Below are 24,948 nucleotides of genomic sequence, written 5' to 3'. Positions count from 1 at the left end.
AGCCACTCAGCCTGCCCATGTCCACACCCCCTGCCCGCCCTCCCGCCTGGCGGCATCCCCTCGTGCGGCCGCTGGCCGCCCTCCTGCTGCTGCTCGCCTTCGCCGCGGCCAGCGTGCCGGGCTTCCTGCACCTCGAGGTCAAGGACGGCCACCTCTACGGCAACCTCGTCGACATCCTCCACCGCGCCGCGCCGCTGATGCTGGCGGCCCTGGGCATGACACTGGTCATCGCCACGCGCGGCATCGACGTGTCCGTCGGCGCGGTGGTCGCCATCTCGGCCACCGTGGGCTGCGTGCTGGTCGGGTCGCAGGGCCTGGCCGCGGCCGTCGCCGCCGCGCTGGGCGCCGCGCTGCTGTGCGGGCTGTGGAATGGCCTGCTCGTGTCGGTCCTGGGCCTGCAGCCCATCATCGCGACCCTCATCCTCATGGTCGCCGGCCGCGGCCTGGCCCAGCTGCTGACCGACGGCCAGATCATCACCGTCTACGAGCCGGCCAGCTTCTTCTGGCTGGGCGGGGGCTACCTGCTCGGCCTGCCGGTGTCCCTCTTCGTCGTGGCGGTGGTGGCCGGGCTGACCGCGCTGCTGATGCGGCGCACGGCCCTGGGCCTGTTCATCCAGACGGTGGGCATCAACCCGGTCGCGGCGCGGCTGGCCGGCGTGCACACGGCGGCCATCGTCTTCTTCGTCTATGTCTACTGCAGCCTGGGCGCGGGCCTGGCGGGCCTGGTGATCGCCTCCAACATCAAGAGCGCCGATGCCAACAACGCCGGCCTGCTGCTGGAACTGGACGCCATCCTCGCCGTGACGCTCGGCGGCGGCCAGCTCAGCGGCGGCAAGTTCAGCCTGGCGGGCAGCCTCGTCGGCGCCCTCATCATCCAGACGCTCACCTCCACCATCTACGCCCTCGGCGTGCCGCCGCAGGTGACCATGGTGGTCAAGGCGATGGTGGTGTTCGCGGTCTGCATCTCGCAGTCGTCCGCATGGTCCACGTGGAGGAAGAAGGCATGACGCCCCGCTGGCACGCCATCACCGGCGCCCCTTCGTTCACGACCTGGGTCAGCGTCGTCCTGATGGGCCTGCTGTTCGCCGCCGGCGCGACGGCCTACACCGGCTTCGCCTCCACCCAGGTGGTGCTCAACCTGCTCATCGACAACGCCTTCCTGCTGGTCATCGCGGTGGGCATGAGCTTCGTCATCCTGTCCGGCGGCATCGACCTGTCGGTGGGCTCGGTGCTGGCCCTGACGACCATGGTGGCCGCCTGGCTGCTGCAGGTCGCGCACTGGCCGGCCGAGGCGGTCATCGTGCTGGTGCTGCTCGGCGGCGCGGCCTTCGGCGCGCTGCAGGGCGTCGTCATCCACGTCTTCCGCCTGCAGCCCTTCATCGTCACGCTGGCCGGCATGTTCCTCGCCCGCGGGCTGTGCTTCCTGATCAGCGTGGACTCCATCACCATCGACGCACCCCTGTTCGTCACGCTGTCGCAGACGCAGATCCCGCTGTGGGGCGGCGCCTTCCTGTCGCCTGGCGCGGTCATCGCCCTGGCCGTGCTGGGGGTGGGCCTGTGGGTGGCGCACGCCACCGCCTTCGGGCGCACGGTCTACGCCCTCGGCGGCAACGAGGCCTCGGCGCTGATGATGGGCCTGCCGGTGGGCCGCACCAAGGTCGCCGTCTATGCCCTGAGCGGCCTGTGCGCATCGCTCGCCGGCCTGCTGTTCGCCTTCTACATGCTCAGCGGCTACGGCCAGCACGCCCAGGGCGTGGAACTGGACGCCATCGCCGCCGTCGTCATCGGCGGCACCGTCTTGACGGGAGGTTATGGCTACGTCGCCGGGGCGCTGTCGGGCGTGCTGGTGCTCGGCCTCATCCAGACGCTGATCGCCTTCGACGGCACGCTCAGCTCCTGGTGGACCAAGATCGTCATCGGCGGCCTGCTCTTCGTCTTCTGCGCCGTGCAGCGCCTGCTGTCGCTGAAGAAGGCCCACGCGTGAAGAGGCCCGGCGCTAGGGTGAGGGCCATGGCGAGGACCCTCTTCCTCGCCGCCGCCGCGCTGGCCGGCGGCGCGGCGTGTGCCGCCCCCAATCCGCTGTTCGCGCCGCTCTACACGGCCGATCCCGCCGTGCTCGTGGACGCCGGCCGCGTCTACCTCTACACCGGCCGCGACGAGGCCCCGCCTGACGGCAAGGACTTCGTCATGCACGAGTGGCGCGTGTTCTCGAGCTGCAACATGGTCGACTGGCGCGACGAGGGCGCGCCCATCCGGGCGCGCAGCTTCGCCTGGGCCAAGGGCCGGGCCTGGGCGTCCGACATCGCCAGGCGCAACGGCCGGTACTGGTTCTATGCGACGGTCGAGCACGCCACGGTGCCGGGCTTCGCCATCGGCGTGGCGGTGTCGGACTCGCCCACCGGGCCCTTCGTCGACGCCCGCGGCTCGGCCCTGGTCACGAACGACATGACCACCGAGACCGACATCGCCTGGGACGACATCGACCCCGCCGTCTTCATCGACGACGACGGCCAGGCCTACCTCTACTGGGGCAACACGGTGCTCAAGGTGGCCCGGCTCAAGCCCAACATGACCGAGCTGGACGGGCCCATCACCGTCGTGCCGGTGGCCGATTTCGTCGAGGCCTCCTACCTGCACAAGCACGGCGGCATCTACTACCTCAGCTACTCCCAGCACTTCCCCGAGGAGACGGCCTACATGACCGGGCCGACGCCGCTCGGGCCGTGGACGCCGCGCGGCGTCGTCATGGCCCGCAACCTGAAGACGCCCACCATCCACCAGGCCTTCTTCGACTTCAACGGCCGCAGCTACGTGGCGTATCACAACGCCGAGCTGCCCGGCGGCGGCGAGTACCGGCGGTCGGTGGCGATCGAGGAGTTCCGCTACGGCGCGGACGGGAGCATCCCCTTCATCGCGCAGACGCGCTCCGGCCCCTCGGCCAACCCCTCGGCCGCCTGCACACGCTGACGGCGGCCGGCCTCAGTGCGCCCAGAGCGGGCGGTTCGGGTCGGCCACCGGCTGGGGCTTGAGCGCGCCCCTGACGCGCTCGACGGCCGAGGCGGCATCCCTGTCGTCGACCTTGACGATGAGCCGCAGCCAGCTGGCCTTGGCCCGGTCCGCCTCGCGGCGCGTCCAGCACCAGACCTGCGCACCGAGCTCCCCCGAGGCATCCGTCAGGCAGACCTCGTCGAAGTCCGCCCCCTGGTAGACGAGCAGCTGGTCCTCGTCGACGTAGGTGTTGAAGTAGTCGGGCATTCGCCAAGTCTAAGGATTAGCGCGCCGGCTTGGAAGGGCGCCCCGCAAGCCCGAAAGGCAGGGGAGTTCGCAAGGGAGGCCGCACCGCGGACGCTTCGTCTTGCGTTGCCTCCATTGTATCGGCCGCCCCCGGGCTTGCACGAGGCCCGGGGGGGCGCCCCAGAATCGCCGCCCGATTTCGGGTGCCGGTGAAAAAGGAGTTAGCCCATGTCGTCGACCAGCAGTTCGAAGGGCCGCGAGGCCGTTGTGCCGGAGGTGCGGCCATGAAGGGCCATGCCGTGGTGATCGCCGGCGGGGGCCCGACGGGCCTGATGCTGGCGGGGGAGCTGGCGCTGGCCGGCGTGGACGTCGCCATCGTCGAGCGGCGTGCGAACCAGGACCTGGCCGGCGCGCGCGCCGGCGGCCTGCATGCCCGCAGCCTCGAAGTCCTGGACCAGCGCGGCATTGCCGGGCCCTTCCTCGCCGCGGGGCAGACGGTGCCGCGCTGCGGCTTCGCCCAGGTCAGGCTGGACCTGGGCGACATGCCCACCCGCCATCCCTATTCGCTCGGGCTCTGGCAGAACCGCATCGAGCGCCTGCTGGCCGACTGGGTCGAGGGCCTGGGAGTGGTCTTCCATCGCCCGCTGTCGGTCACGGGCTTCACGCAGGACGAGGCGGGCGTGACGGTGGCGACGTCAGACGGCGCCTCGCTGCGGGCCGCCTACCTCGTCGGTTGCGATGGCGGGCGCAGCACGGTGCGCAAGCTGGCCGGCATCGCCTTCGCCGGCTCCGAGGCCACGGCCAGCCACCTGATCGCCGAGGTGGAGATGCGCGAGGCGCCGCCGCTGGGCGTGCACCAGACGGCGCGCGGCACCTACTCCTTCGGCAAGCGCGACTACGAGGTGCGCGACGGCGAGGTCGTGTTCAAGGAAGGCGGCCCCATCCGCGTGATGGTGCCCGAGGCCCGTGTGGCGAGCGGCGGCGAGCCCACGCTGGCGGAACTGCGCGCGGCCCTCGTCGCCGCCTGCGGCACCGACTTTGGCGTGCACAGCCCGACCTGGCTGTCCCGCTTCACCGACGCGGCCCGCCAGGCCACGGCCTACCGCGACCGACGCGTGCTGCTGGCCGGCGATGCCGCCCACGTGCACTCGCCCGTCGGCGGGCAGGGGCTAAACACCGGCGTGCAGGACGCGGTCAACCTGGGCTGGAAGGTGGCCCAGGTCGTGAAGGGCATCTCGCCCGACAGCCTGCTGGACAGCTACCAGGCCGAGCGCCATCCGGTCGGCGCCACGGTGCTGAGGCTGGCACAGGCCGGGGCGGCCCTGCTCAGAACGGACGACGCCACCGCGGCCCTGCGAGACACCCTGGCGCCCCTGCTCGTCATGGACGGGCCGCGCCAGCGCCTGGCGGGCGAGCTGTCGGGCCTGGGCATCCGCTACGACTTCGGCGACGGCCACCCCCTGCTCGGCCGCCGCATGCCCGACCTGGACCTCGTCACCGCCGACGGGCCGCAACGCGTCTACAGCCTGCTGCACGAGGCGCAGGCGGTGCTGCTGGAGCTGGGCGATGCACGCATTGCCACGCCGCCCGTCGGGCCGTGGGTGAAACGCGTTCGGGCGCACTGCGACGGGCCCTGGCTGCTTCCCGAACTGGGCGCGGTCCCGCCGCCTACCGCCGTGCTGATCCGCCCCGATGGCTACGTGGCCTGGGTGGGCGTGGGGAATGCGTGCGGCCTGAATGCAGCGTTGAGGCGGTGGTGCGGTGTGGGGTTGGCCTGAGGGCAGCGGCTCCCGCGGCGCAGATTCCCTCGCCCTGCGGCGAGCAGGCCGAGCGCACCCAGCCCGATGAGCATGTTCGCCAGCGTGCCCGGCTCGGGGACGCCGCCGACGATGCCCGACATGCCGTCGACGCCGGCGAAGAAGGCGCCGTTGTGCGTCACCTGCAGGTAGTAGACGAAGCTCTCGCCCGTGACCGAGGTCGGCATGGACATCTTGAAGTGCTGGCCGGTCAAGGTGAACGGTATCGAGGCGACGATCTGGCCCCAGCCGCCGGCGGAGGCCAGCTCGCCGGGCGCGGGCGTCCAGGTCATGGGCCGGATCTCCACGATGTCGGCCAGGCCCTGATCCACCACGCGCCGGAACTCGATCACCCGTTCGGTCGTGAGCGGGCGTTCTCCGAACAGGACCTGGTAGGTGCGCCCGACGGGATTGCCGCTGTCCGCCAGCCAGAACTGCAGGCCGTCGGCACCGGGCATGCCGAGCGGCTCGTCGAATTGAACGTCGAACACGGTCTGCCCGGTCTGTGGGTTCGCAGCCGCGTACCACCACAGCGGATCGGCGAGGCCGTTGCCGGCATGTGCCGCGGCGACGGTCGAAGCCAGTGCTGCCGCGCCGAGTACGCGGAGCCCGGCACGGAAGATTCTTGTCGGCATGAACTCCTCCCGAAGACAGGTCTGGCGCCAGGGCGCAGCCGCTCGCGATGAGACAAGCCGGGCACCGGGCGCAAAAATGCTACGACCCCTCGCTGAGTTCGTGTCCCCCTAGTCCACTGTCCCGCCCTTCACTCGCGCCGCAGGCTTCGCAGGATGAATGGTCTCGCCCCTCGCCAGCATCGCCACCAACTGGGCGATGCGCCGGGCGCGGGTCTCGGCCTTGGCGGCGGTCTGGACGCGCCAGAGCACGGCATAACGATTGGCTGCGCTGACGGTGGCGAAGAAGGCCTTGGCGCTGGGCTCGGCGTCCAGCGCCGCCGCCAGGTCCTCGGGCACCGTCGATGTGCGCGCACCGTCGTAGGCCTGGGCCCAGCGGCCGTCGGCCCTGGCAGCCTCGACCTGCGCCAGGCCCGGCGGCTGCATGCGGCCCGCGGCGATGAGGGCCTCGGCCTTGTCGACGTTGATCCTGGACCAGATGCTGCGCGGCCGGCGCGGCGTGAAGCGCTGCAGGAAGTGGTGCTCGTCCAGGCCCTTCTTCTGGCCGTCGATCCAGCCCCAGCACAGCGCCACCTCCACCGCCTCGGGGTAGCTGACGCTGGCCTCCTCGGCTCCGCGCTTGGCGATCCTGAGCCAGAGGCCGTCGGCGCTGGCGTGGTGCTTCTTCAGCCAGGTCTCGAAGGCCTTGGCGGTCTTGAACAGGACGGGGGCCGGGTCGCTCGGGTTGGGCATCCGATGGAGTTTGCATCAGCGGAGCCCGCGCGCGTTGCCGCGGCGTCACGGGACAATCGAGCGCCTCCCCGCCTCAGCCATGCGCCACCTCACCTTCGACCTGACCGAAAGCTCCGACGGCATCTCCACGCTGGAGGCCATGGCCTCCACGCGCGAGTCTGGGCATGCGGCCGTGATGGCCGAGGTGCAGGCGCTGCTGGCCTGGGCGCAGGCGCGCTTCGGCGGCCGGCAGGGGCCCGTTGAGGACGGCTTCGCCTGGGACCACGAGCTGCTGGTGCAGCACGAGGCGGGCGGCTGGGTGACGGTGACGCTGACCTTCAGCGCGTCGGCCGAGTTCGTCGAGGCCTTCGAGGCGGCGTTCGCCGGGCCCGACGACGACTGAATCGCTCGCGGCTTCTTATGGCCCGCGCGCCCCGGGGCTCAGGCTAGCCGCTCGAGCACGCGGCGCTGTGCCGGCCAGCTCCGTTCGCTCGTGACCTGATGGTGGCGAAGCTCGGCGACCGTCTTGAGTTGCTGCTCCTGCACCATCCTCTGTGCACGCTTGACCCGGCCCGCGGCGGAATCGATGAGGGTCGTCACCGTGCTGGCGTCGCGAACGCGGGTGGACGAGTAGTTGCCGGTATCGACGTCGAGCATCCCCCCGTCGAGCGACTCACGGTAGTCGGCGGACAACTCTTCGGACAGGGTCTGCCGGGTTGACTGCCCGCCCTGGCTTTGATTCGTTACCACAGTCTGCTGGTTGAGCCGGTAGGACACCTGGCCGCCCAGGCGCGCCGTACCTGCGGCGTTGAGGCGCCATGTCGGGCCGCCGAAGCCGGCATCGAAGTCCGCCAGCCCACTAGCCGCCGCATCGCCCGCGACCTGGGCAGAGGACTGGGCGGGGACATGGGCCGCCGCCGCAGCCTGCAATTGCATGAACGCCGACTTCATCTGTTCCACCAACGCCGCGTTGGCCTGGCCGTGCTGACCCGCGGCGGCGATGCGGTCGAGCACGCCGCGCAGCGAGGCCTGGCGCTGGGACGCCGTCGCCTGGACGGGCGGCGCCTGCGTGCCGACGCTCAGGTGCATCTCTCCCTCCGCGCCCTCCAACGTGACGGAGGACCGGTCGCCGCCCAGGTGGAGCGCAAAGCTCTCCAATGGCCGCTGGGTCTCGTGGGTTCGGTGGGTGTCCACCGTGAGGTCCAGGCTGTCGATGGCCGTGCGGTCGTAGTCGGCCAAGCCCGAGAGGTCGATGCTCGCCACGTCGTCCTGCCCCAGACCTTCCAACGCGCGGTCCAGGCCTTCGGCCAGCTTCTGCACGGCCTTCCGGTCGTTGACACTCATGGCGCCGGAACTCTCCAGCGACACCTGCGTGCCCACGAGGCCGTCGAAGCCCTGGCTGACGGTGATGCCCAGCTCGACCGACAGCCCCGATTGCAGCCTCACGTTGAATGTGGCGACCGCGCCGTTGTCGGCCACGCTGGCCAGGGCGGCCGACTGCGCCGCCACGATGTCGGCGGCGCGTTGTGCCCGCAATTCGGGCGCCAGGCCGGCCAGCTCGTCGGGTGCGGTGCTGTCATCGACGCGGGTCTGGGCGTAGTTCTCGCCGGTTTCGCCGAAGCGCTTCAAAAGTGCGCCCCCCAGGCCGCGCCATTGGTCGCCCAGGCTGTAGATGCTCCCGGCCCGATTGGCTGCCATCCGGATGCTGATCGCATCGTTGGCCAAGGCGGGGGACGCCCAGACATGGCCGATGCCGCGCGAGGCCGCGGACGAAGACCGGGGGTCGGCATAGGTGGAGACTCCGTTGGCCCCGCTGACAACCGCGCCCGCCATGGGAAGGACGACGGCTGCGCCCTGGCGGCGGGTGGCTTCGTCGACCCGTGGAGGTGAGATCGGGCCTGCACGACTGGCGCCGATACGGTCCAGCAGCCGGCTGCCGGCCAAGGAGATCATGGTCATGTCGAGCCCATCCCTGAAGGGCCGCCGCGACTCTCTGGACGCGTGACGGCGATTCCTCGCTTATCGGCAGCCAAGCCCGCGACTTGAGGACCCCTGTGCGGCCGGCGCCGCGGCGCGCGGCGCCCGTTCAGTACAGGTCCCGGGCCGCCAGCCTGACCTCGTGCAGCAGCTGCCGTGCCGCCGGCGACATCAGGTGCCCCTCGCGGGTGATGATGCCGAAGGCGTCCATGTGGCAGGGCAGTTCGATCGGCAGGATGGCCAGCACGTTCAGCGAGGCGTAGTAACGCGCCACCTCCACGGGCATGACGTGCAGGGAGTCGGTCTGCTGGAGCAGGGCCGTGATCAGCAGCAGGGCGGTGGTGTCGACGCAGTTGCCGGGCGGCTCCAGCGCCGCGCGGCGGAACATCAGCTCCCACCGGTGGCGCAGCACGCTGCCCGGCGGGGGCAGGATCCAGGGCTGGTCGGCCAGGTCGGCGAGCTTGAGGTTGTCTTCCTTCAGCAGCGGGTGGCCCACGCGGGCGACGGCGCAGGCCGGCTCCACCGTCAGCTCCTCGTAGTGCAGGCCGGCCGCGCTTTCCTCCTCGACGATGCGGCCGATCATGAAGTCCAGCCGGCCGCGCTGCAGCATGTCCAGCAACACCTTGCTCGACTCCATGTGCACGCCGATGCGCAGCTTGGGCGCCTGCAGCTTGATGCGGGCGATGGCCCGCGGCAGCAGGCCCATGGCGGGGGTCATGATGACGCCCACCTCCACCTGGCCGCTGAGCCCGTGCTTGAGGGCGACGATGTCATCGTGCGCGGCCGACAGCGAGGTGAGCGCCATGCGGGCGTGGCGGATCATGGTCTCGCCGTAGAGCGTGGGCTCCATGCCGCGCGGGTGGCGCTCGAAGAGCTTCACCTCCAGCATGTCCTCCAGGTCCTTGAGCTGCTTGGAGGCGGCCGGCTGGGTCATGCACAGCACGTCGGCGGCGCGGTGGATGTTGCGTTCGTCGTCCAGCGCGATGAGCAGCAGCAGCTGGCGCGTCTTCAGGCGTGCGCGAAGGAACCAGTTGGGGTTGGGGCTGGCGTCGGTCAGCGCGCCGCCGTTGTCGTCGTCATCGAGGGCCATGGCGGTCTTTCAATGCGCTGCGGCGTGCGTCGTCGGGGCGGTCATGCTCAAGCCAGGTTCACGCGGCCGTCCGCGGCCAGCACGGTGTCGATGTCGTCGCCCGTCTCCTCCAGCTGCACCAGCGTGGCTTGCCGGGCGCCGAGGGGGTCGCGCGCCTGCAGGGCGGTGAGGATGGCCTTGTGGCGGGGCAGCGAGAGTTCGTGGGTATTGGGCAGCTGGCTGGAAAGGATGATGGACTCGCGCAGCGCCAGCGACAGCATGTTGCCGATGTAGGCCAGCAGGTCGTTGCCCGTGGCCTCGGCGATGCGGCGGTGGAAGGCCAGGTCGGGCTCGAGCAGTTCCGCCGTCGTGCGGGCGGCGGCCATGCGTTCGTAGGCGGCCTGGATGGCGCGCAGTTGCTCGTCGGTCGCGGCCTTGGCGGCCAGGGCGGCGGCGGCCGGCTCGAAGATGCGCCGCACCTCCAGCAGGGAGCGGACGAAGTCGCGCTGCGGCTGGGCCTGGATGAGCCAGTACAGCACGTCGGGGTCCAGCATGTGCCACTCGTTGCGCGGCCTCACGAGGGCGCCGGCGCGCTGGCGCGACACCACCAGGCCCTTGGCCACGAGCACGCGCACGGCCTCGCGCAGCACGGGGCGGCTGATCTCGTAGCGCTCCAGCAGCTGCGCCTCGGGCGGCAGCTTGTCGCCGGGCAGCAGCTTGCCGCCGACGATGGCCAGGCCGAGCTCGCTGACGATGCGCGCGTGCTGGCTCTTGCCCTCGGGTTGGGCGCTGTAGGTGGAGTGGTCCGCTCGGGATCTCATCGGCGACGGGCTCGCGGCAAAAGTGGTCATTATCGAAAGCGGGCGACGAAGCCGCCGCCTGGTGCCAGCGCCAGCATGGCGGCGAGGGCGGGCAGGGCGAGGAGGAGGCAAGGCAGCAGACGCATGGCGTTCAGGCGGCGCAGGGGCCGTCGGGCAGGGGGGAGCCGAACTCGGGAAAGCCGTCGGCGCGCCAGCCGAAGGGCTGCACGCGGGCGTGGCGGTTGGGGTCGTTGAGCGGGTCGCCGACGATGTTGCGGTAGCCGCGCGCGTGGTAGACGAGCAGGTCGACGCGGCCGTCGGGCGTCGTCGTGAAGCTGTTGTGGCCGGGGCCGAACTGGCCGGCGGCGGCGTCGGTGGCGAAGACCGGCACCGGCGACTTGTGCCAGCTCGCCGGGTCGAGCAGCTCGGCGCCGGCGTCGGCCCAGAGCAGGCCCATGCAGTAGTTCGCGTCGGTGGCGCTGGCCGAGTAGGCGATGAAGACGCGGCCATGGCGCACCAGCACCGCAGGCCCTTCGTTCACGTGGAAGCCGATGCGCTCCCAGGGCAGCTCGGGGCGGCTGATGCAGGCCGGCGGGCCGGCCAGGGTCCACGGATTGGCCAGTTCGGCCAGGTAGAGGTTGCTCTCGGTGGGCGGGCTCTTCTGCGCCCAGCACAGGTAGCGGCGCCCGGCGTGCTCGAAGGGCGTGGCGTCGAGGGAGAAGCCTTCCTCCGGCGTGGCGATGCGGCCGCGTTCCACCCAGGCGTCGCGCACCGGGTCGGCGCCCTGGCACTCCAGCACGTACATGCGCAGCTTCCAGATGTCGTCGCGCTCGGCCGCGGCGAAGTAGATCAGCCAGCGGCCATCGATGCGGTGCAGCTCGGGCGCCCAGACGTGCCAGCTCATCGGGCCGCTCTCGTGGCGGCGCCAGACGACGGTGGCGGGCGCGGCGGCCAGGCCGGCCAGCGTGGCGGCGCTGCGCAGCTCGATGCCGTCATAACCCGGCAGCGAGCCGGTGAACCAGTAGCGGCCGTCGACGAGGCTGAGGTGCGGGTCGGCGCGCTGTTCGACCAGGGGGTTGTGCCAGGTGGTGCTCATGTGCGGTTGGCCTGGGTGACGATGAGGTTCCACGACGCCGGCTTGAGACGGGCGCGCAGGCGCTCTCCGTCGATGCTGAGGTTGACGAGGTCACGCGGGGCGACGCGGTCCGGCGCCTCCAGGGTGTTGGCCGCGTGCAGGTCGGCCGCGTGCAGCTCCTCGGCCAGCACCAGGCGCCGGGCCGGCCCCAGCCCGCGCAGGTGGAGTGTCAGGTCCATCTCCTCGCCGAGGTCGCGGTTGAGGAGGAAGACCGCCGTCCGACCGGTGTCGGGGTCGTCGACGACGCTGGCGCAGAGGTGGGGCAGCTCGCCGTGCACGGGGTGGAGGCGCCCCGGCGAGCGGATGACGGGGCGCAGCACCTCGCCGCGGGCCCAGCGGGCCGCCTGTGCGAAGGGATGAAAGATGGTTTGGCGCCAGGCCGGCCCGCCGGGCTCGGTCATGATGGGCGCGATGACGTTGCACAACTGCGCCAGGCAGGCCACCTTGAGCCGGTCGGCGTGGTTCATGAACATGGTGAGCATGCCGCCGATGAGCAGGGCGTCCTCGGCCGTGTAGACCTCCTCCAGCAGGCGCGGAGCCTCCGGCCAGCCGGGCTGGCGCATGTGCGCGCCGTGGCGGGCGCGGTACCAGACGTTCCATTCGTCGAAGGACAGCATCAGCCGCTTGCGCGAGCGCTTGCGGGCGGCCACGGCGTCGGCGATGGCGAGGGTGTCCTCGATGTAGCGCGCGTTGGTCTCGATCTGGGCCAGGAAGCTCTCGGTGCTCGAGTCGGCCGGCGGCTTGACGAAATAGCTGTGCAGCGACAGGTAGTCCACCTCGTCGAAGCAGTGCTCCAGCACGCGGTCTTCCCAGACGCCGTAGCTCGGCATGTCGTAGGCGGAGGAGCCGCAGGCGGCCAGCTCGACCGAAGGGTCCAGCCAGCGCATCAGCTTGGCGGTCTCGCTGGCGAGGCGGCCGTATTCGTCGGGCGTCTTGCGGCCGATCTGCCACGGGCCGTCCATCTCGTTGCCCAGGCACCAGAGGCGGATGCCGAAGGGCGCGTCGGCGCCGTCGGCGCGGCGGCGCTCCGACAGCGCCGTGCCGCCGGGGTGGTTGCAGTATTCGAGGTAGCGCCGCGCCTCGTCGGCGCCGCGCGTGCCGAGGTTGACGCCGAACATCGGCTCCGCGCCGACCTGGCGGCACCAGTGCATGAACTCATGCGTGCCGACCTGGTTGGTCTCGGTCGAGGCCCAGGCGAGGTCCAGCCGCCGCGGGCGCTGCACGAGGGGGCCGACACCGTCCTCCCAGTCGTAGCCGGACAGGAAGTTGCCGCCCGGATAGCGCACCAGGGTGGCGCCGAGTTCGCGCGTCAGCGCCATCACGTCGCCGCGAAAACCCAGGGCGTCGGCCGTCGGGTGGCTCGGCTCGTGGATGCCGTCGTAGACGCAGCGCCCGAGGTGCTCGACGAAGACGCCGAAGACGCGCCGGTCCAGCGGCGCCAGGGGGTAGTCGCGGTCGACGATGAGGGAGGCTTGGAACATCAGCGGCGAGCCTTCTTCAGCGCGGTGTTGACGCGCTTTTCGACGTTGGCCTGCACCTCGGCCACCGGCTTGGCCGACAGCAGCAGGTTGGCGACGTCCTCGCCGATCAGCAGCTCGATGGCGCGCTGGGTCGGCACGTTGCCCGGCATGGCGATGCCGGTGTGCGTGATCTCGGCCAGGGGCTCGCGCAGCGGCAGGGCGCGGAAGGCCGGGCTCTCGGCCACCGAGCGGCGCACGGGCAGATGGCCGGTGCGCGACCACTCGGCGCTGTGGTCCCAGATGAACTTCAGGAACTTGAGCGCCGCCTCGTGGCCCTTGGCATCCGTCGTGCCGCCCTTGAACAGGGCCCAGGCGTGGCCATCGGCGAACACCGCCGGCCTGTCGTAGAGCTGCGGGAAAGGCACGACGGCATAGCCGCCCTGCAGCGGCGACTCGGGCTTGCGCGACTCGCGCAGGAACTGGTCGATGGTCCAGGTGCCGACGACGACGACGCCCGCCTCGCCGTTGAGAAAGGCCTGGTTGGCGGCGGCGTAGTCGAGGTTGGGCCGCACATGGCCTTCGGCGTAGAGCTGCTGCATCAGCGTCAGCGCATTTGTGACGGCAGGCTGGTGCATGCGGATGGTCTTGCCGTCGGCCGAGAAGAGCTGGGCGTCCTGCTGGGCTACCAGGGTCAGGAAGGTGCGGTCGTTGGCCGCCGTCTCGTTGGCCACGGCCCAGGCGAAATAGGGCTTGCCCGTCTTCTGCCTGAACTGCCGCGCCTGGGCCAGCAGCTCTTCGGGGGAATGCGGCAGGCGCGGCCGGCCGTCGGGTTGCAGCAGGCCGGCCTGCTTCATCAGCCGCGTGTTGACGTGCCAGAGCCAGGCCCAGGTGTCGAAGGGCAGGGCGTAGGTGTGGCCGTCGAAGCGGGTGCCGCGGGCGGCGTGCTCGGTGAAGTCGCCCATGTCCACGCCGATGCGGGCGAAGTCCTCGTCCAGCGGCAGCACCAGCTTGCGCCGCACGTAGTCGCCCAGGGCCGACTCGTGCATGACGGCGATGGCGGGGATGTCCTTGGCCACGAGGCGGGCGGTGAGCTGGTCGTAGTAGGGCCCCCATTCGCCGATCTGGGTGCGCACGACGATGCCGTCAGGGTTGGTGGCGTTGAACTCGTTGACCAGGGCGGTGACGATGCCGCATTCGCCGACGCCCTCCGACGCCTTCATGACCTGGCCGTACTGCGCCTCGCAGCTGCCGAAGAAGCGCATCAGCGTGATCTCGGTCTTGCCGTCGTCGCGGCGGCCGGCGCCGCAGGCCGCGAGCAGGGCTGCGCACAGCAGCAGGGTGAGGCGCTTGAGCATCATGACTTGCCGGTGCCCGCGACGGCGGTGACGAGGTGGCGCTGGAAGAAGAGGTAGATCGTCAGCGCCGGCAGGCCGGCGAACACCGCCTGCGCCATCAGGAAGCCCAGGCCCTCGGACTGCGCGAAGTTGGTCTGCGTGGACGCCAGGCCCCGGGTCAGCGTGTACATCTCCGGCTTGGTGGCGATGACCAGGGGCCAGAGGTAGTCGTTCCATGAGGCCAGGAAGGTGAAGATCCCCAGCGTCGCCTGCGCCGGCAGGCTCAGCGGCAGGATGACCCGCAGGAAGGTCTTGAGGCGCGAGGCGTTGTCCAGCAGGGCCGCCTCCTCCAGCTCCGCGGGGATGGCCTTGAAGTACTGCGTCATCAGGTAGACGCCGAAGGGCGCGGCCAGGCCGGGCAGGGCCAGGCCGGCGAGGGTGTTCTGCAGGTTCCAGTCCGAGAACAGGCGGTGCAGCGGGATGAAGACGGACTGCGCCGGCACGGCCAGGCCGAACATCACGAGGGCGAAGAGCCAGCGGCGCCCGGGGAACTCGCAGCGCGCGAAGCCGTAGCCCGCGAGCGACGAGAGCACCAGCACGCCGGCCGTCTGCAGCAGCGCGACGATGGCGCTGTTGGCCAGCCAGCGAAAGACCTGCGAGGTCTGCAGGATGTCGAGGTAGTTGGCGAGCGTGTAGGGGGGCGCGAGGAAGACGTCGGTGTGGCGCAGCAGAAAGTCGTTGGGCTTGAACGAGAGCGCCAGCACCCACAGCAGCGGCGCGATCCAGGCCAGGGCCAGCAGCGTCAGCGCCGCCATCACGAAGCGGTCGAACCAGCCGCGGCGCAGCAGCGGGTTCATCGGGCGCCTCCGCGGTCACGTTCAAGCCAGAGCTGGGCCGAGACGCCGATCAGCATGATGGCCAGCAGCACCTGCGAGGCGGCGGTGGCATAGCCGAGCGACAACTGCATGAAGGCCTGCTCGTAGATGAACTGCACGATGGAGCGCGTGCTGTTGTTGGGGCCGCCGTTGGTCATCAGCAGGATCTGCGGGAAGACCTGGAACTGCCGGATGACCTCGATCAGCGTGGCCAGCACGATGGCGCGCTTGAGGCTGGGCAGGGTGATGTGGGTCAGCACGCGCCAGCGGGGCGTGTGGTCCAGCGCGGCGGCCTCGTAGATGTCGGCGGGGATCTGCTGCAGCGCCGACAGGAAGAGGATCATCGGCAGGCCGATGATCCACCAGACGGTGACCAGGGCGATGGTGAGCAGGGCGAGGTGGTCGCTCGTCAGCAGCGGCAGCTCCGGCAGGCCCAGGGCCTGGAAGGCCTGGGCGACGAGGCCGCGCTCGGGCATGAGGGCCAGCTTCCACACCAGGGTGACCAGGGTGACGGAGAACACCGAGGCACAGAAGAACGTGGCACGCAGCAGCGTGGCCAGGCGGCCGGGGCGGTTCAGGGCCAGGGCCAGCATCAGCGACAGGCCGACGAAGATGGGCGTGCTGATGGCGACGAAGCGCAGGGTGTTCCACACGACCTGGTGGAAGACTTCGTCGGCCCACAGCTCCTTGTAATTGCCCAGGCCCACCCAGAAGCTGTCGTTGGACAGCAGGTCGTGGTCGTGGAAGCTGATCCACACGCCCTTGGCCAGCGGCCACAGAAGCAGGACGGCGTAGATGGCGACGAAGGGGAGGACGAAGAGGGCGTGGGCGGGGCGGGGGGCGCGGATGCCGACGGTGGGGGCGGCGCTCATGTCGGCATCTCCCGTGCGTGGTGTGCTCGCCCCGCCTCATCGAAGAGGTGCGCCTCCGCCACGTCGACCTCCACCGCGACATGGCTTCCCATCCGGGGTGTCGGCCCCTGCACCGTCACGATCAACGGGCTGCCGCCTTCCAGCGTGAGGTGGGCCAGCGTGCGTTCGCCCAGGAACTCCACCAGTTCCACCCGGCCGCGCAGCGGCCCCTGCTCGGCAATGCGCAGGTTCTCGGGCCTCACACCCAGGGCCAGCCCGGCCGCTGGCAGACCCTCGGCCGCGACGCGCGTGGTCACCGCAGCGCCGCCCGGCACCGCCACCACCGCGAAGCCGCCGGCGTCCGCCGCCCGCTCCACCGGCACGAAGCCCATGCCCGGCGTGCCGATGAAGCTGGCCACGAAGCGCGTCGCCGGGCGCCGGTACAGCTCCGCCGGCGTGGCCACCTGTTCGATGGCGCCGCCCTTCATGACGACGATGCGCGTGGCCAGCGTCATCGCCTCGATCTGGTCGTGGGTGACGAACACCATGGTGGCGCCCAGCCGCTGGTGCAGCTGCGCCAGCTCCAGCCGCGTGCGGCCGCGCAGGGCGGCGTCGAGGTTGGACAGCGGCTCGTCGAACAGGAAAATACCCGGCTCCTTGACCACGGCGCGGCCGATGGCCACGCGCTGGCGCTGGCCGCCGGAGAGCTGGCCGGGCTTGCGGTCCAGCAGTGCGTCCAGCTCCAGCATGCGGGCCGACTCCTGGATGCGCCGCGCGATCTCGTCGGCAGGGACGCCGATGTTCCTCAGCCCGAAGGCGAGGTTGTCGCGCACCGTCATGTGCGGGTAGAGGGCGTAGTGCTGAAAGACCATGGCCAGGTTGCGCAGCCCCGGTGCGGCGTGGGTCACGTCGCGGTCGCCGATGAGGATGCGCCCGCCGCTCACGGCCTCCAGCCCGGCCACCATGCGCAGCAGGCTGGTCTTGCCGCAGCCCGAGGGGCCGAGGAAGACGATGAACTCGCCCTCGGCCACGTCCAGCGACAGGTTTTCGATAACCTGCACCGCGCCATAGCGCTTGCAGACGTTCTCCAGCTTCAGGCCAGCCACAGGGGTCTCCGGTTCATTCTTCCCGCGCCAGCGCCGGCCAGCCGTCGGCCGACCAGGCGAGGCGCGACACGCGCAGGTGCGGCCGCCCGCCGTCCTCGGCGTCGTAGGCGTGGCGCACGATCACGTCGCCGACGACGTCCTGGTGGCCCGGCCCCTTCCAGCGCGGGCCGCCGGCCTCGACGAGGGTGCCGCCGCCTTCGAGCATCGGCACGCCGTCGCGGTCGACGAAGGGGCCGGTCACGTCGCGGGCGCGGCCGACGCGGATGTTGTAGGTGCTCTGCACGCCGCGGCAGCACAGGTCGTGCGAGACGAAGAGGTAGACCCAGTCGCCGCGGCGCACCAGCGTCGGCGCCTCGATGCCGGCGCGACGCCGGGCGATGAAGCGCGTCTCGCCCGTGGGGCGCAACGTCGCCGCGTCGAGCTCGGTCAGCCGGATGCCGCCCCAGAAGGAGCCATAACTCAGCCACAGCCGGCCATCGGCGTCGCGCATCAGGTCGGGGTCGATGGCATTGAAGTCGTCGCCCGGCGCGCTCTGCACGACGAGGCCCTCGTCGCGCCAGTCGGCGGCGTCGGGTGCGGCGGCGCTGGCCAGGCCGATGGCCGAGCGGTTCTTGCCGAAGGTGGAGATCGAGTACAGCACCCAGGTGCGCCCGGCGTGTTCGAAGAGCTTGGGTGCCCAGACGTCCAGCCCGCGGTGGCCGGGCACCGCCTCGGCCCACCAGGCGGGCGCCTGGCTGAACACGGGCGCGAGGCGGCGCCAGCTGCGGCCGGCATCGTCCGATGCCAGCCGCTGCAGGCCGGGCCCGGTCGTGAAGACGAACCAGCGCTGGCCCTGCACCAGCAGCGTGGGGTCGTGTGCGCGCGTGTCGCCCTGCGGCTCCAGCGCCAGCGCGGCTGCGCTCAGACACAGCGCCAGCAGCGCCGCGCATGGCCCGCGCATCAGTGGCCCCAGCGCAGGACCAGGGGGTCGAGTCGGCGGGCGGCGTCGAGCAGGCCGGCGCGCACTTCGGGGCTCATTTCCGGGAAGGGGTGGCGCGGCGCATCGCAGCGGATGACGCCGCCTTCCTTCATCAGCGCCTTGGCGGTGAGGATGCCGCCCTGGCGGTTCTCGTAGTTGATCAGCGGCAGCCAGCGGCCGTACTGGCGCACGGCCTCCTCGCGGTCGCCGCGGTGGAAGGCGTCGAAGATCATGCGGATGCCGTCGGGGTAGGCGCCGCCCGTCATGGCGCCCGTGGCGCCGGCGTCCAGGTCGGCCAGCAGGGTGATGGCCTCCTCGCCGTCCCAGGGCCCTTCGATGGCCGCGCCGCCGACGCGGATGAGCTCGCGCATCTTGCTGGCAGCCTGCGGCATCTCCAGCTTGAAGTACTTCACGTTGGCGATCTCGTTGGCCATGCGCGCCAGCAGCGGCACCGACAGCGGCGTGCCGGCCACCGGGGCGTCCTGGATCATGATGGGGATGGAGATGGCGTCGGACAGGCGGCGGTAGAAGGCCTCGATCTGGCCCTCTGACACGCGGAAGGTGGCGCCGTGATAGGGCGGCATCACCATCACCATGGCCGCGCCCAGCTCCTGCGCGAGGCGGCTGCGCTCGATGCAGATCTGGGTGGCGTAGTGCGTGGTCGTGACGATGACGGGCACGCGGCCGGCCACGTGTTCGAGCATGGCCCGCGTGAGCGTCTCGCGCTCGGCGTCGGACAGCACGAACTGCTCCGAGAAATTCGCCAGGATGCACAGCCCGTTGGAGCCGGCGTCGATCATGAAGTCGACGCAGCGCAACTGGCCCGGCAGGTCGAGGCTGCCGTCGGCATTGAAGATGGTGGGCACGACGGGAAAGACGCCGCGGTAGGGGCGGGCGGCCGGCTGGCTCATGGGGCGGTCCCTTGTCTCTGAGGGTGGTGTGCGGGCGCCATCGCTGGCACCGGGCCGGCTTCTGGGTGCCGGCATGGGTCGCATTAAAGTATGACTATTTAAGCTTGATGATTGGGGTTAACCCGCGAATCGGCGGCTTTGCAAACAAAAAAGTATGACTAATAATGCCGGTCATCAGCCGGCCGCAGAGCCGCTCGCACACGACCGGAGACGCCCCGAATGACCGCCTACACCCGCTATCCCAGCCTCCAGGACCGCGCCGTCCTGATCACCGGCGGGGCCACAGGCATCGGGGAGACGCTGGTGGAGGCCTTCGCCGCCCAGGGCGCCCGCGTCGGCTTCATCGACCTGGCCGCGGACGAAGGGCGGGCCCTGGCCGGGCGTCTGGCGGCGACGTCGCGCCATGCGCCGCAGTTCGTCGCGGCCGACCTCGCGAACGCCGAGTCCCTGCGCAGCGCCATCGCCGCGCTGCGCGAGCGCACCGGCCCCTTCACCGTGCTGCTGAACAACGCGGCCAACGACAAGCGCCACGCCGTCGAGGAGACGACGCCCGAGTTCTGGGACGCCAGCGTGGCCGTCAACCTGCGCCACCAGTTCTTCACGGCGCAAGCCGTGCTGCCGGACATGAAGGCCGCCGGCTTTGGTTCCATCGTCAACTTCGGCTCCATCTCGTGGATGCTCAAGCAGGGCGGCATGCCGGCCTACACCGCCAGCAAGGCGGCCGTGCAGGGCCTGACGCGCTGCCTGGCGCGCGACTTCGGCCCGCACCGCATCCGCGTCAACACGCTGGTGCCGGGCTGGGTGATGACGGAGAAGCAGCTGCGGCTGTGGGTCACCGAGGAGACCCGGCAGGAGATCGCCAAGGGCCAGTGCATCGCCGACCCGCTGATGCCGCAGCACATCGCGGCCATGGCCCTGTTCCTGGCCGCGGACGACAGCGCCATGTGCACCGCCCAGGACTTCGTCGTCGACGGTGGCTGGGCATGAGGCCCTGCCGACCCAGCCTGGAGGTTTAGAAATGGAATGTCGCGACTACGGCCAGCTGCCCGATGGCCGGGTGGTGCATGAGTACACGTTGAGCAACGGTCTGGGGCTCACGCTGACGGCCATCACCCTGGGCGGCATCGTGACCCGCCTGTGCGTGCCGGATGCGCGCGGTGAAAGCGGCAACGTGGTGCTGGGTTTCGACAACCTGGACGACTACGTCCAGCGCAACCCCTTCTTCGGCGCCCTCATCGGCCGCTACGGCAACCGCATCGCGGGCGCCAGCTTCGAGCTCGACGGCCACGCCTACCCGCTCACCTGCAACAACGGCCCCAACTGCCTGCACGGCGGCACCATCGGCTTCGGCCACCGGCTCTGGCAGGCCGAGCCCGGCGAACCCGGCCCCGGCGAAGCGGCGGTGCTGGTGCTGCGCTACACCAGCCCGGACGGCGAGCAGGGCTTCCCCGGCGAGCTGCAGGTGCAGGCGCGCTACGCGCTGAGCGCCCGGTGCAACGAGTGGCGCATCGACTACGAAGCCACGACCGACCGGCCCACCGTCGTCAACCTCACCCACCACGGCTACTTCAACCTCGCGGGCGAGGGCAGCGCCCTGGGCCACCGCCTGGCGCTGGCGGCCTCGCGCTACAGCGAGGTCGACGCCCACCTCATCCCGCAGCGGCATGCGGCGGTCGAGGGCACGCCCTTCGACTTCCGTGAGCCCACGGTCATCGAGTCGCGCATCCGCCAGGCCCATCCGCAGCTGGTGCTGGCCAAGGGCTACGACCACAACTGGCTGCTCGACGGGCCGCCCGGCCCCGATGGCCTCCGCTTGGCCGCGACGCTGGAAGACCCCGCCTCCGGCCGCCGCATGCAGGTGCTGACCACCGAGCCGGCCCTGCAGTTCTACTCCGGCAATTTCCTCGACGGCAGCCTCGTCGGCCCCGGCGGGCGCATCTACCGCCAGGGCGACGGCCTGTGCCTGGAGACCCAGCACAACCCCGACTCGCCACATCACGAAGCCGGGCCGGACTGGCCCAGCACCGTGCTGCGGCCGGGCGAGGTGTGGCGCAGCACTACAGTCCACCGCTTCAGCTGACACCACCCCGAGCGCCATGGACCTGCCTGCCCACCAACTGACGATGACGGTGCTGATGACGCCGGACACCGCCAACTTCGCCGGCAACGTCCACGGCGGCAACATCCTCAAGCTGCTCGACCAGGTGGCCTACGCCTGTGCGAGCCGGTACGCGGGGCGCTACGTGGTCACGCTGTCGGTGGACCGGGTCATCTTCCGCCAGCCGGTGCACGTCGGCGAGCTGGTCACCTTCCTCGCGAGCGTCAACCACACCGGCACCTCGTCGATGGAGGTGGGCATCAAGGTCGTGGCGCAGAACATCCGCACGCAAGAGACGCGGCACGTCAACAGCTGCTACTTCACGATGGTGGCCGTGGGGGACGACAACAAGCCCGTGCCGGTGCCGCCGCTGCGCCCCTTCACCCCCGACGAACGCCGCCGCCACGCCGCGGCACTGGCCCGCAAGCAAGCCCGCGCCGCCCTGGAAACCCGCCATGACGCCTGACCTCGCCCTGCCCGCCCTCACGCCCGTCCTGACCCAGGCCGCCACCCTCGGCGAGGGCCTGCAGTGGCATGCCGGCTCCGGCCGTTGGTGGTGGACGGACATCGAGGGCCGCTGCCTGCACGCCTGGACACCCGGCGCCCGCGACACCCTGGTGCTGCGCCTGCCCGAGCGCGTGGGCTGCTTCGCCCACGGCTGCTCCGGCGCCCTGCTGCTGGCCATGGCCAAGCGCCTGGCGCGGCTGACCCTGCCCGACCTGGGCGCCACCGGCGAGTTCAGCGTGCAGCCGCAGGAGATCGTGCCGCTCGAGGCCCATCTGCCCACCACTCGCGCCAACGACGGCCGCTGCGACCGCAGCGGCAACCTCGTCTTCGGCACGCTCGACGAGGCCGAGCCCCGCCAGCCCATCGGCAGCTTCTACCAGTACTCCGCCGCCCACGGGCTGCGGCGCCTGGCGCTGGACGGCGTGGCCATCGCCAACAGCATCTGCTTCAGTCCCGACGGGCGCCGCATGTACTACTGCGACACCATGCACCCGCGCATCCTCGTCTGCGACTACGACGCCGACACGGCCCGGGTGTCCGAGCCGCGCATCTTCGTCCGCAAGGACTTCGACAGCTGCTCGCCCGACGGCTCCATCGTCGACGCCCAGGGCTGCCTGTGGAATGCCGAATGGGGCAACGGCGCCGTGGCCCGCTACGCGCCCGATGGCCGCTTCCTCGGCCGCCATGCCGTGCCCGTCAGCAACCCCACCTGCCCGGCCCTCGGTGGCCCGAACGGCGACCAGCTCCTCGTCACCAGTGCCCGCGCGGGCCTGAGCAGCGCCGAGCTGATGTCCAGGCCGCTGTCGGGCAGCCTCTTCGGCGTGACGGTGGGCGCGGGCCTGGCCCTGCCCGAGCCCCTCTTCAACGACGCCTGACGGCACGGTGCGCCGGCGTCGCTTTGCGACACTGGGCGCATGACGGACGCCAAGCTCCCCTCCGGCCTCACCACCGAGCAGGCCCGCCAGCGCCTGGCGGCATGCGGCCCCAACGAACTCCGCGGCCGCGAGGACGCCGGCCTGGCAGCGCTGTTGCGCGGGCTGCTCGGCGAACCCATGTTCCTGCTGCTGCTCGCCGCGGCGGGGCTCTACCTCGCCTTCGGCGACCTGGGCGAGGGCCTGCTGCTGGCCGGCTTCGCCGTCGTGACGCTGGGCCTGACCTTCTTCCAGGAGCGCCGCAGCGCGCGTGCCCTGGACGCCTTGCGCGAGCTGACCGTGCCCCAGGTGCGCGTCATCCGCGATGGCCGCGTGCAGCGCCTGCCGGCCCGCGACCTGGTGCCGGGCGACCTCTTCCTCGTCGGCGAGGGCGAGCGCATCGCCGCCGACGCGCTGTTGCGCGACGCGGCCGGCCTGTCGGTCGACGAGTCGCTGCTGACCGGCGAATCGGTGCCGGTGCGCAAGACCGCCGTGCCGGTTGCCGAGGCTGCGCCGCCTGCTGCCCCGCCGGGGGGCGACGACGCGCCCTGGGTCTTTGCCAGCACCCTGGCCGTCGCCGGCCACGGCCTGGCGGAGGCGGTGGCCACCGGGCCGCGCACCGAGGTCGGCCGCATCGGCGCGGCGCTGGCGGGCATCGCCACCGAGGCGACGCCGCTGCAGCGCCAGCTCGGCCGCCTGGTGCGCCTGTTCGGCGGCGTCGCCTTCGTCGGCTGCGTGCTGCTCGCGGCCTGGTGGGGCCTGTCGCGGGGCGACTGGCGCCAGGGCCTGCTCTCGGCCATCGCCCTGGGCATGGGCATGCTGCCCGAGGAGTTCCCCATGGTGCTGGCCATCTTCATGGCGCTCGGCGCCTGGCGCATGGCACGGCTGCAGGTGCTGGCGCGCCGGCCGGCCGTCATCGAGGCCCTCGGTGCCGTGACCGTGCTGTGCGTGGACAAGACCGGCACCCTGACCGAGAACCGCATGCAGCTGCGGCGCCTCGTCACCGACGAGGCCGACGTCGAACCGCGCCCCGGCGAGGCCCTGCCCGAGGACGTGCACCGCCTGGCGGAGTACGCGATGCTGGCCTCGCAGCGCGACGGCCTCGACCCCATGGACCGCGCCGTGCTGGCCGTGGGCGACGCGGCGCTGGCCGGCACCGAGCACCTGCACCCCGGCTGGCGGCTGGCGCGCGAATACCCCCTGACGCCCGGCCTGCTGGCCATGGCCCAGGCCTGGACGGCGCAGGACGGCGGCCGATGGCTGGCGGCCAAGGGCGCGCCCGAGGCCATCTTCGACCTCTGCCACCTGGCGCCTGCGCGCCGCGAGGCCCTGCTGGAGCGCGTGCGCGGCCTGGCCGCCGACGGCCTGCGCGTGCTGGCCGTGGCCGAGGGCCGTCACGACGGCCGGGCCGACCACGACGGCGCCGCCCTGCCCGACCATCCGCACGGACACGGCTTCGCCCTGCTGGGCCTGCTGGGCTTTGCGGACCCGCTGCGCGCCAGCGTGCCCGCTGCGGTGGCCGAGGCGCGCAGCGCCGGCATCGCCGTGGCGATGATCACCGGCGACCACGCCGCCACGGCCGCGGCCATCGCCACGCAGGCGGGCCTGGACACGGCTGCGGGCGTGCTGGCCGGGCCCGAGCTGGAGGCCCTGGACGATGCTGCCCTGGCTGCGGCCGTGCGCACCGTCCGTGTCTTCGCGCGCGTGTCGCCGGCGCAGAAGCTCAGGCTGGTGGAGGCCTTCAAGCGCAACGGCGAGACGGTGGCGATGACGGGCGACGGCGTCAACGACGCCCCGGCCCTCAAGGCCGCCCACGTCGGCATCGCCATGGGCGGGCGCGGCACCGACGTGGCCCGCGAGGCGGCGGGCCTGGTGCTGCTGGACGAGGACTTCAGCCGCATCGTGGCCGGCGTGCGCATGGGCCGGCGCATCTTCGACAACCTGCGCAAGGTCATGGTCTACATCACGGCCATCCACGTGCCGGTGGTGGGCCTGGCCCTGCTGCCGCTGCTCTTCGGCCTGCCGCCGCTGATGCTGCCGGCCCACGTCGTGCTGACCGAGATGGTCATCGATCCGGCCTGCTCCCTGGCCTTCGAGGGTGCGCCGGAAGATCCGCGCGTGATGCGCCGCCCGCCGCGGCGCGCCTCGGACGGGCTGCTGGGTATCGGCCTGCTGCTGGAGGGCCTGCTGCAGGGCGCCGCCCTGCTGGCCACGACCCTGGCCGTCTACGCCCTGGCCCTGCACGCCGGCCGCCTCGAGGACGAGGCCCGCGCCCTGGCCGTCGTTGGCCTCACGGTGGGCAACCTGATGCTGGTGGCCGCCAACATCGCCGCCGGTCTGGGGCCGCGCGCGCTGCTGGAGCCCGGCGCACGAGCTTTCTGGGCCGTCGCTGCCGCCGCGGCTGCGGCGCTCGCCGCGACCCTGCTGTGGCCGCCGCTGCGGGGGCTGTTGCATTTCGGCCTGCCGTCGGCCGCGGACCTGGGCGCCACGCTGCTCGCGGTGGCGTTGGCGGTGGGCGTGGGGGCCGGCGTCGCGGCCTGGGGGCGGTCGCGCAGCGGGCGTTGACGTTTCGACGGCACTCGC

General features: G+C 71.5%; 24 protein-coding genes. 10 read left to right on the top strand and 14 right to left on the bottom strand.

Annotation, left to right across the window (positions count from 1 at the left end; genetic code table 11):
• Nucleotides 1-17 precede the first annotated feature (17 nt).
• From LXT12_RS22380 to LXT12_RS22370, 3 genes are read left to right on the top strand one after another with little or no spacing between them, the layout of a single operon-like run.
• Complete coding sequence (locus LXT12_RS22380; RefSeq protein ID WP_233394520.1) at nucleotides 18-1,007, top strand: ABC transporter permease; 990 nt, start codon at nucleotides 18-20, stop codon at nucleotides 1,005-1,007.
• A complete protein-coding gene (yjfF, locus tag LXT12_RS22375; RefSeq protein ID WP_233394519.1) occupies nucleotides 1,004-1,984 on the top strand; it encodes a galactofuranose ABC transporter, permease protein YjfF in 981 nt (326 codons plus the stop codon). Before LXT12_RS22380 ends, yjfF begins: the two co-directional genes overlap by 4 nt.
• Nucleotides 1,985-2,010: 26 nt before the next feature.
• Entirely contained in the window at nucleotides 2,011-2,967 is a 957-nt protein-coding gene (locus LXT12_RS22370) for a glycoside hydrolase family 43 protein (RefSeq protein ID WP_233394518.1), read from the top strand.
• A gap of 12 nt (nucleotides 2,968-2,979) precedes the next feature.
• Here LXT12_RS22370 and LXT12_RS22365 read toward each other — a convergent pair whose 3' ends face one another.
• Nucleotides 2,980-3,255, bottom strand: coding sequence for a hypothetical protein (locus LXT12_RS22365; RefSeq protein WP_233394517.1), 276 nt, complete (start codon nucleotides 3,253-3,255; stop codon nucleotides 2,980-2,982).
• A gap of 263 nt (nucleotides 3,256-3,518) precedes the next feature.
• On the opposite strand from LXT12_RS22365, the gene LXT12_RS22360 reads away from it, so the two are divergent.
• Nucleotides 3,519-5,012: an FAD-dependent monooxygenase gene (locus LXT12_RS22360; protein WP_233394516.1), complete on the top strand. Its 1,494-nt coding sequence runs from the start codon at nucleotides 3,519-3,521 to the stop codon at nucleotides 5,010-5,012.
• Here the strand turns inward: LXT12_RS22360 and LXT12_RS22355 are convergent.
• Entirely contained in the window at nucleotides 4,931-5,665 is a 735-nt protein-coding gene (locus LXT12_RS22355; RefSeq protein ID WP_233394515.1) for a PEP-CTERM sorting domain-containing protein, read from the bottom strand. The two genes, LXT12_RS22360 and LXT12_RS22355, sit on opposite strands and share 82 nt — an antisense overlap.
• 108 nt (nucleotides 5,666-5,773) lie before the next feature.
• Entirely contained in the window at nucleotides 5,774-6,394 is a 621-nt protein-coding gene (locus LXT12_RS22350) for a YdeI/OmpD-associated family protein (protein WP_233394514.1), read from the bottom strand.
• A 79-nt stretch (nucleotides 6,395-6,473) separates the two neighbouring features.
• Between LXT12_RS22350 and LXT12_RS22345 the strand changes: the two genes are divergently transcribed.
• Entirely contained in the window at nucleotides 6,474-6,776 is a 303-nt protein-coding gene (locus tag LXT12_RS22345) for a hypothetical protein (RefSeq protein WP_233394513.1), read from the top strand.
• Between the two features lie 38 nt (nucleotides 6,777-6,814).
• On the opposite strand, the gene LXT12_RS22340 is transcribed toward LXT12_RS22345, so the two are convergent.
• The 11 genes from LXT12_RS22340 to LXT12_RS22290 form a co-directional block, all read right to left on the bottom strand.
• Nucleotides 6,815-8,332 (bottom strand): hypothetical protein, encoded by a 1,518-nt coding sequence (locus LXT12_RS22340; RefSeq protein WP_233394512.1) that lies wholly within the window; start codon nucleotides 8,330-8,332, stop codon nucleotides 6,815-6,817.
• Between the two features lie 127 nt (nucleotides 8,333-8,459).
• Nucleotides 8,460-9,440 carry a LysR family transcriptional regulator gene (locus tag LXT12_RS22335; RefSeq protein ID WP_233394511.1) on the bottom strand — a complete coding sequence of 327 codons (981 nt, stop codon included), beginning with the start codon at nucleotides 9,438-9,440 and terminating at the stop codon, nucleotides 8,460-8,462.
• A gap of 47 nt (nucleotides 9,441-9,487) precedes the next feature.
• The gene (locus LXT12_RS22330; protein ID WP_233394510.1) at nucleotides 9,488-10,240 is read right to left on the bottom strand and encodes a FadR/GntR family transcriptional regulator; all 753 of its coding nucleotides are present in this window, start codon (nucleotides 10,238-10,240) and stop codon (nucleotides 9,488-9,490) included.
• A 130-nt stretch (nucleotides 10,241-10,370) separates the two neighbouring features.
• Complete coding sequence (locus tag LXT12_RS22325) at nucleotides 10,371-11,315, bottom strand: glycoside hydrolase family 43 protein (protein WP_233394509.1); 945 nt, start codon at nucleotides 11,313-11,315, stop codon at nucleotides 10,371-10,373.
• Complete coding sequence (gene arfA / locus LXT12_RS22320) at nucleotides 11,312-12,835, bottom strand: arabinosylfuranosidase ArfA (protein ID WP_233394508.1); 1,524 nt, start codon at nucleotides 12,833-12,835, stop codon at nucleotides 11,312-11,314. The genes LXT12_RS22325 and arfA overlap by 4 nt, the downstream gene beginning before the upstream one ends.
• On the bottom strand, nucleotides 12,835-14,172 hold the full coding sequence (locus LXT12_RS22315; protein ID WP_233394507.1) for an extracellular solute-binding protein: 1,338 nt from the start codon (nucleotides 14,170-14,172) through the stop codon (nucleotides 12,835-12,837). The genes arfA and LXT12_RS22315 overlap by 1 nt, the downstream gene beginning before the upstream one ends.
• Nucleotides 14,169-15,005, bottom strand: a complete 837-nt coding sequence (locus LXT12_RS22310; RefSeq protein WP_233394506.1) for a carbohydrate ABC transporter permease — start codon at nucleotides 15,003-15,005, stop codon at nucleotides 14,169-14,171. Before LXT12_RS22310 ends, LXT12_RS22315 begins: the two co-directional genes overlap by 4 nt.
• Nucleotides 15,002-15,895, bottom strand: a complete 894-nt coding sequence (locus tag LXT12_RS22305; protein WP_233394505.1) for a carbohydrate ABC transporter permease — start codon at nucleotides 15,893-15,895, stop codon at nucleotides 15,002-15,004. Before LXT12_RS22305 ends, LXT12_RS22310 begins: the two co-directional genes overlap by 4 nt.
• The gene (locus LXT12_RS22300) at nucleotides 15,892-16,980 is read right to left on the bottom strand and encodes an ABC transporter ATP-binding protein (protein ID WP_233394504.1); all 1,089 of its coding nucleotides are present in this window, start codon (nucleotides 16,978-16,980) and stop codon (nucleotides 15,892-15,894) included. Before LXT12_RS22300 ends, LXT12_RS22305 begins: the two co-directional genes overlap by 4 nt.
• A gap of 13 nt (nucleotides 16,981-16,993) precedes the next feature.
• On the bottom strand, nucleotides 16,994-17,920 hold the full coding sequence (locus LXT12_RS22295; RefSeq protein ID WP_233394503.1) for an arabinan endo-1,5-alpha-L-arabinosidase: 927 nt from the start codon (nucleotides 17,918-17,920) through the stop codon (nucleotides 16,994-16,996).
• The gene (locus LXT12_RS22290) at nucleotides 17,920-18,849 is read right to left on the bottom strand and encodes a dihydrodipicolinate synthase family protein (protein WP_233394502.1); all 930 of its coding nucleotides are present in this window, start codon (nucleotides 18,847-18,849) and stop codon (nucleotides 17,920-17,922) included. Before LXT12_RS22290 ends, LXT12_RS22295 begins: the two co-directional genes overlap by 1 nt.
• 219 nt (nucleotides 18,850-19,068) lie before the next feature.
• Between LXT12_RS22290 and LXT12_RS22285 the strand changes: the two genes are divergently transcribed.
• From LXT12_RS22285 to LXT12_RS22265, 5 genes are read left to right on the top strand one after another with little or no spacing between them, the layout of a single operon-like run.
• On the top strand, nucleotides 19,069-19,836 hold the full coding sequence (locus LXT12_RS22285; RefSeq protein WP_233394501.1) for an SDR family NAD(P)-dependent oxidoreductase: 768 nt from the start codon (nucleotides 19,069-19,071) through the stop codon (nucleotides 19,834-19,836).
• 31 nt (nucleotides 19,837-19,867) lie between these two features.
• Nucleotides 19,868-20,929 carry an aldose epimerase family protein gene (locus LXT12_RS22280; protein WP_233394500.1) on the top strand — a complete coding sequence of 354 codons (1,062 nt, stop codon included), beginning with the start codon at nucleotides 19,868-19,870 and terminating at the stop codon, nucleotides 20,927-20,929.
• A 16-nt stretch (nucleotides 20,930-20,945) separates the two neighbouring features.
• Nucleotides 20,946-21,413: an acyl-CoA thioesterase gene (locus tag LXT12_RS22275; RefSeq protein WP_233394499.1), complete on the top strand. Its 468-nt coding sequence runs from the start codon at nucleotides 20,946-20,948 to the stop codon at nucleotides 21,411-21,413.
• Nucleotides 21,403-22,329, top strand: a complete 927-nt coding sequence (locus LXT12_RS22270; RefSeq protein WP_233394498.1) for an SMP-30/gluconolactonase/LRE family protein — start codon at nucleotides 21,403-21,405, stop codon at nucleotides 22,327-22,329. The genes LXT12_RS22275 and LXT12_RS22270 overlap by 11 nt, the downstream gene beginning before the upstream one ends.
• Before the next feature lie 39 nt (nucleotides 22,330-22,368).
• Nucleotides 22,369-24,930, top strand: coding sequence for a cation-translocating P-type ATPase (locus tag LXT12_RS22265; protein WP_233394497.1), 2,562 nt, complete (start codon nucleotides 22,369-22,371; stop codon nucleotides 24,928-24,930).
• Nucleotides 24,931-24,948 lie beyond the last annotated feature (18 nt).

This window comes from Pelomonas caseinilytica (assembly GCF_021353235.1).
Taxonomy (GTDB): domain Bacteria; phylum Pseudomonadota; class Gammaproteobacteria; order Burkholderiales; family Burkholderiaceae_C; genus Pelomonas; species Pelomonas caseinilytica.
This window is presented reverse-complemented; position numbering and strand designations above follow the sequence as displayed.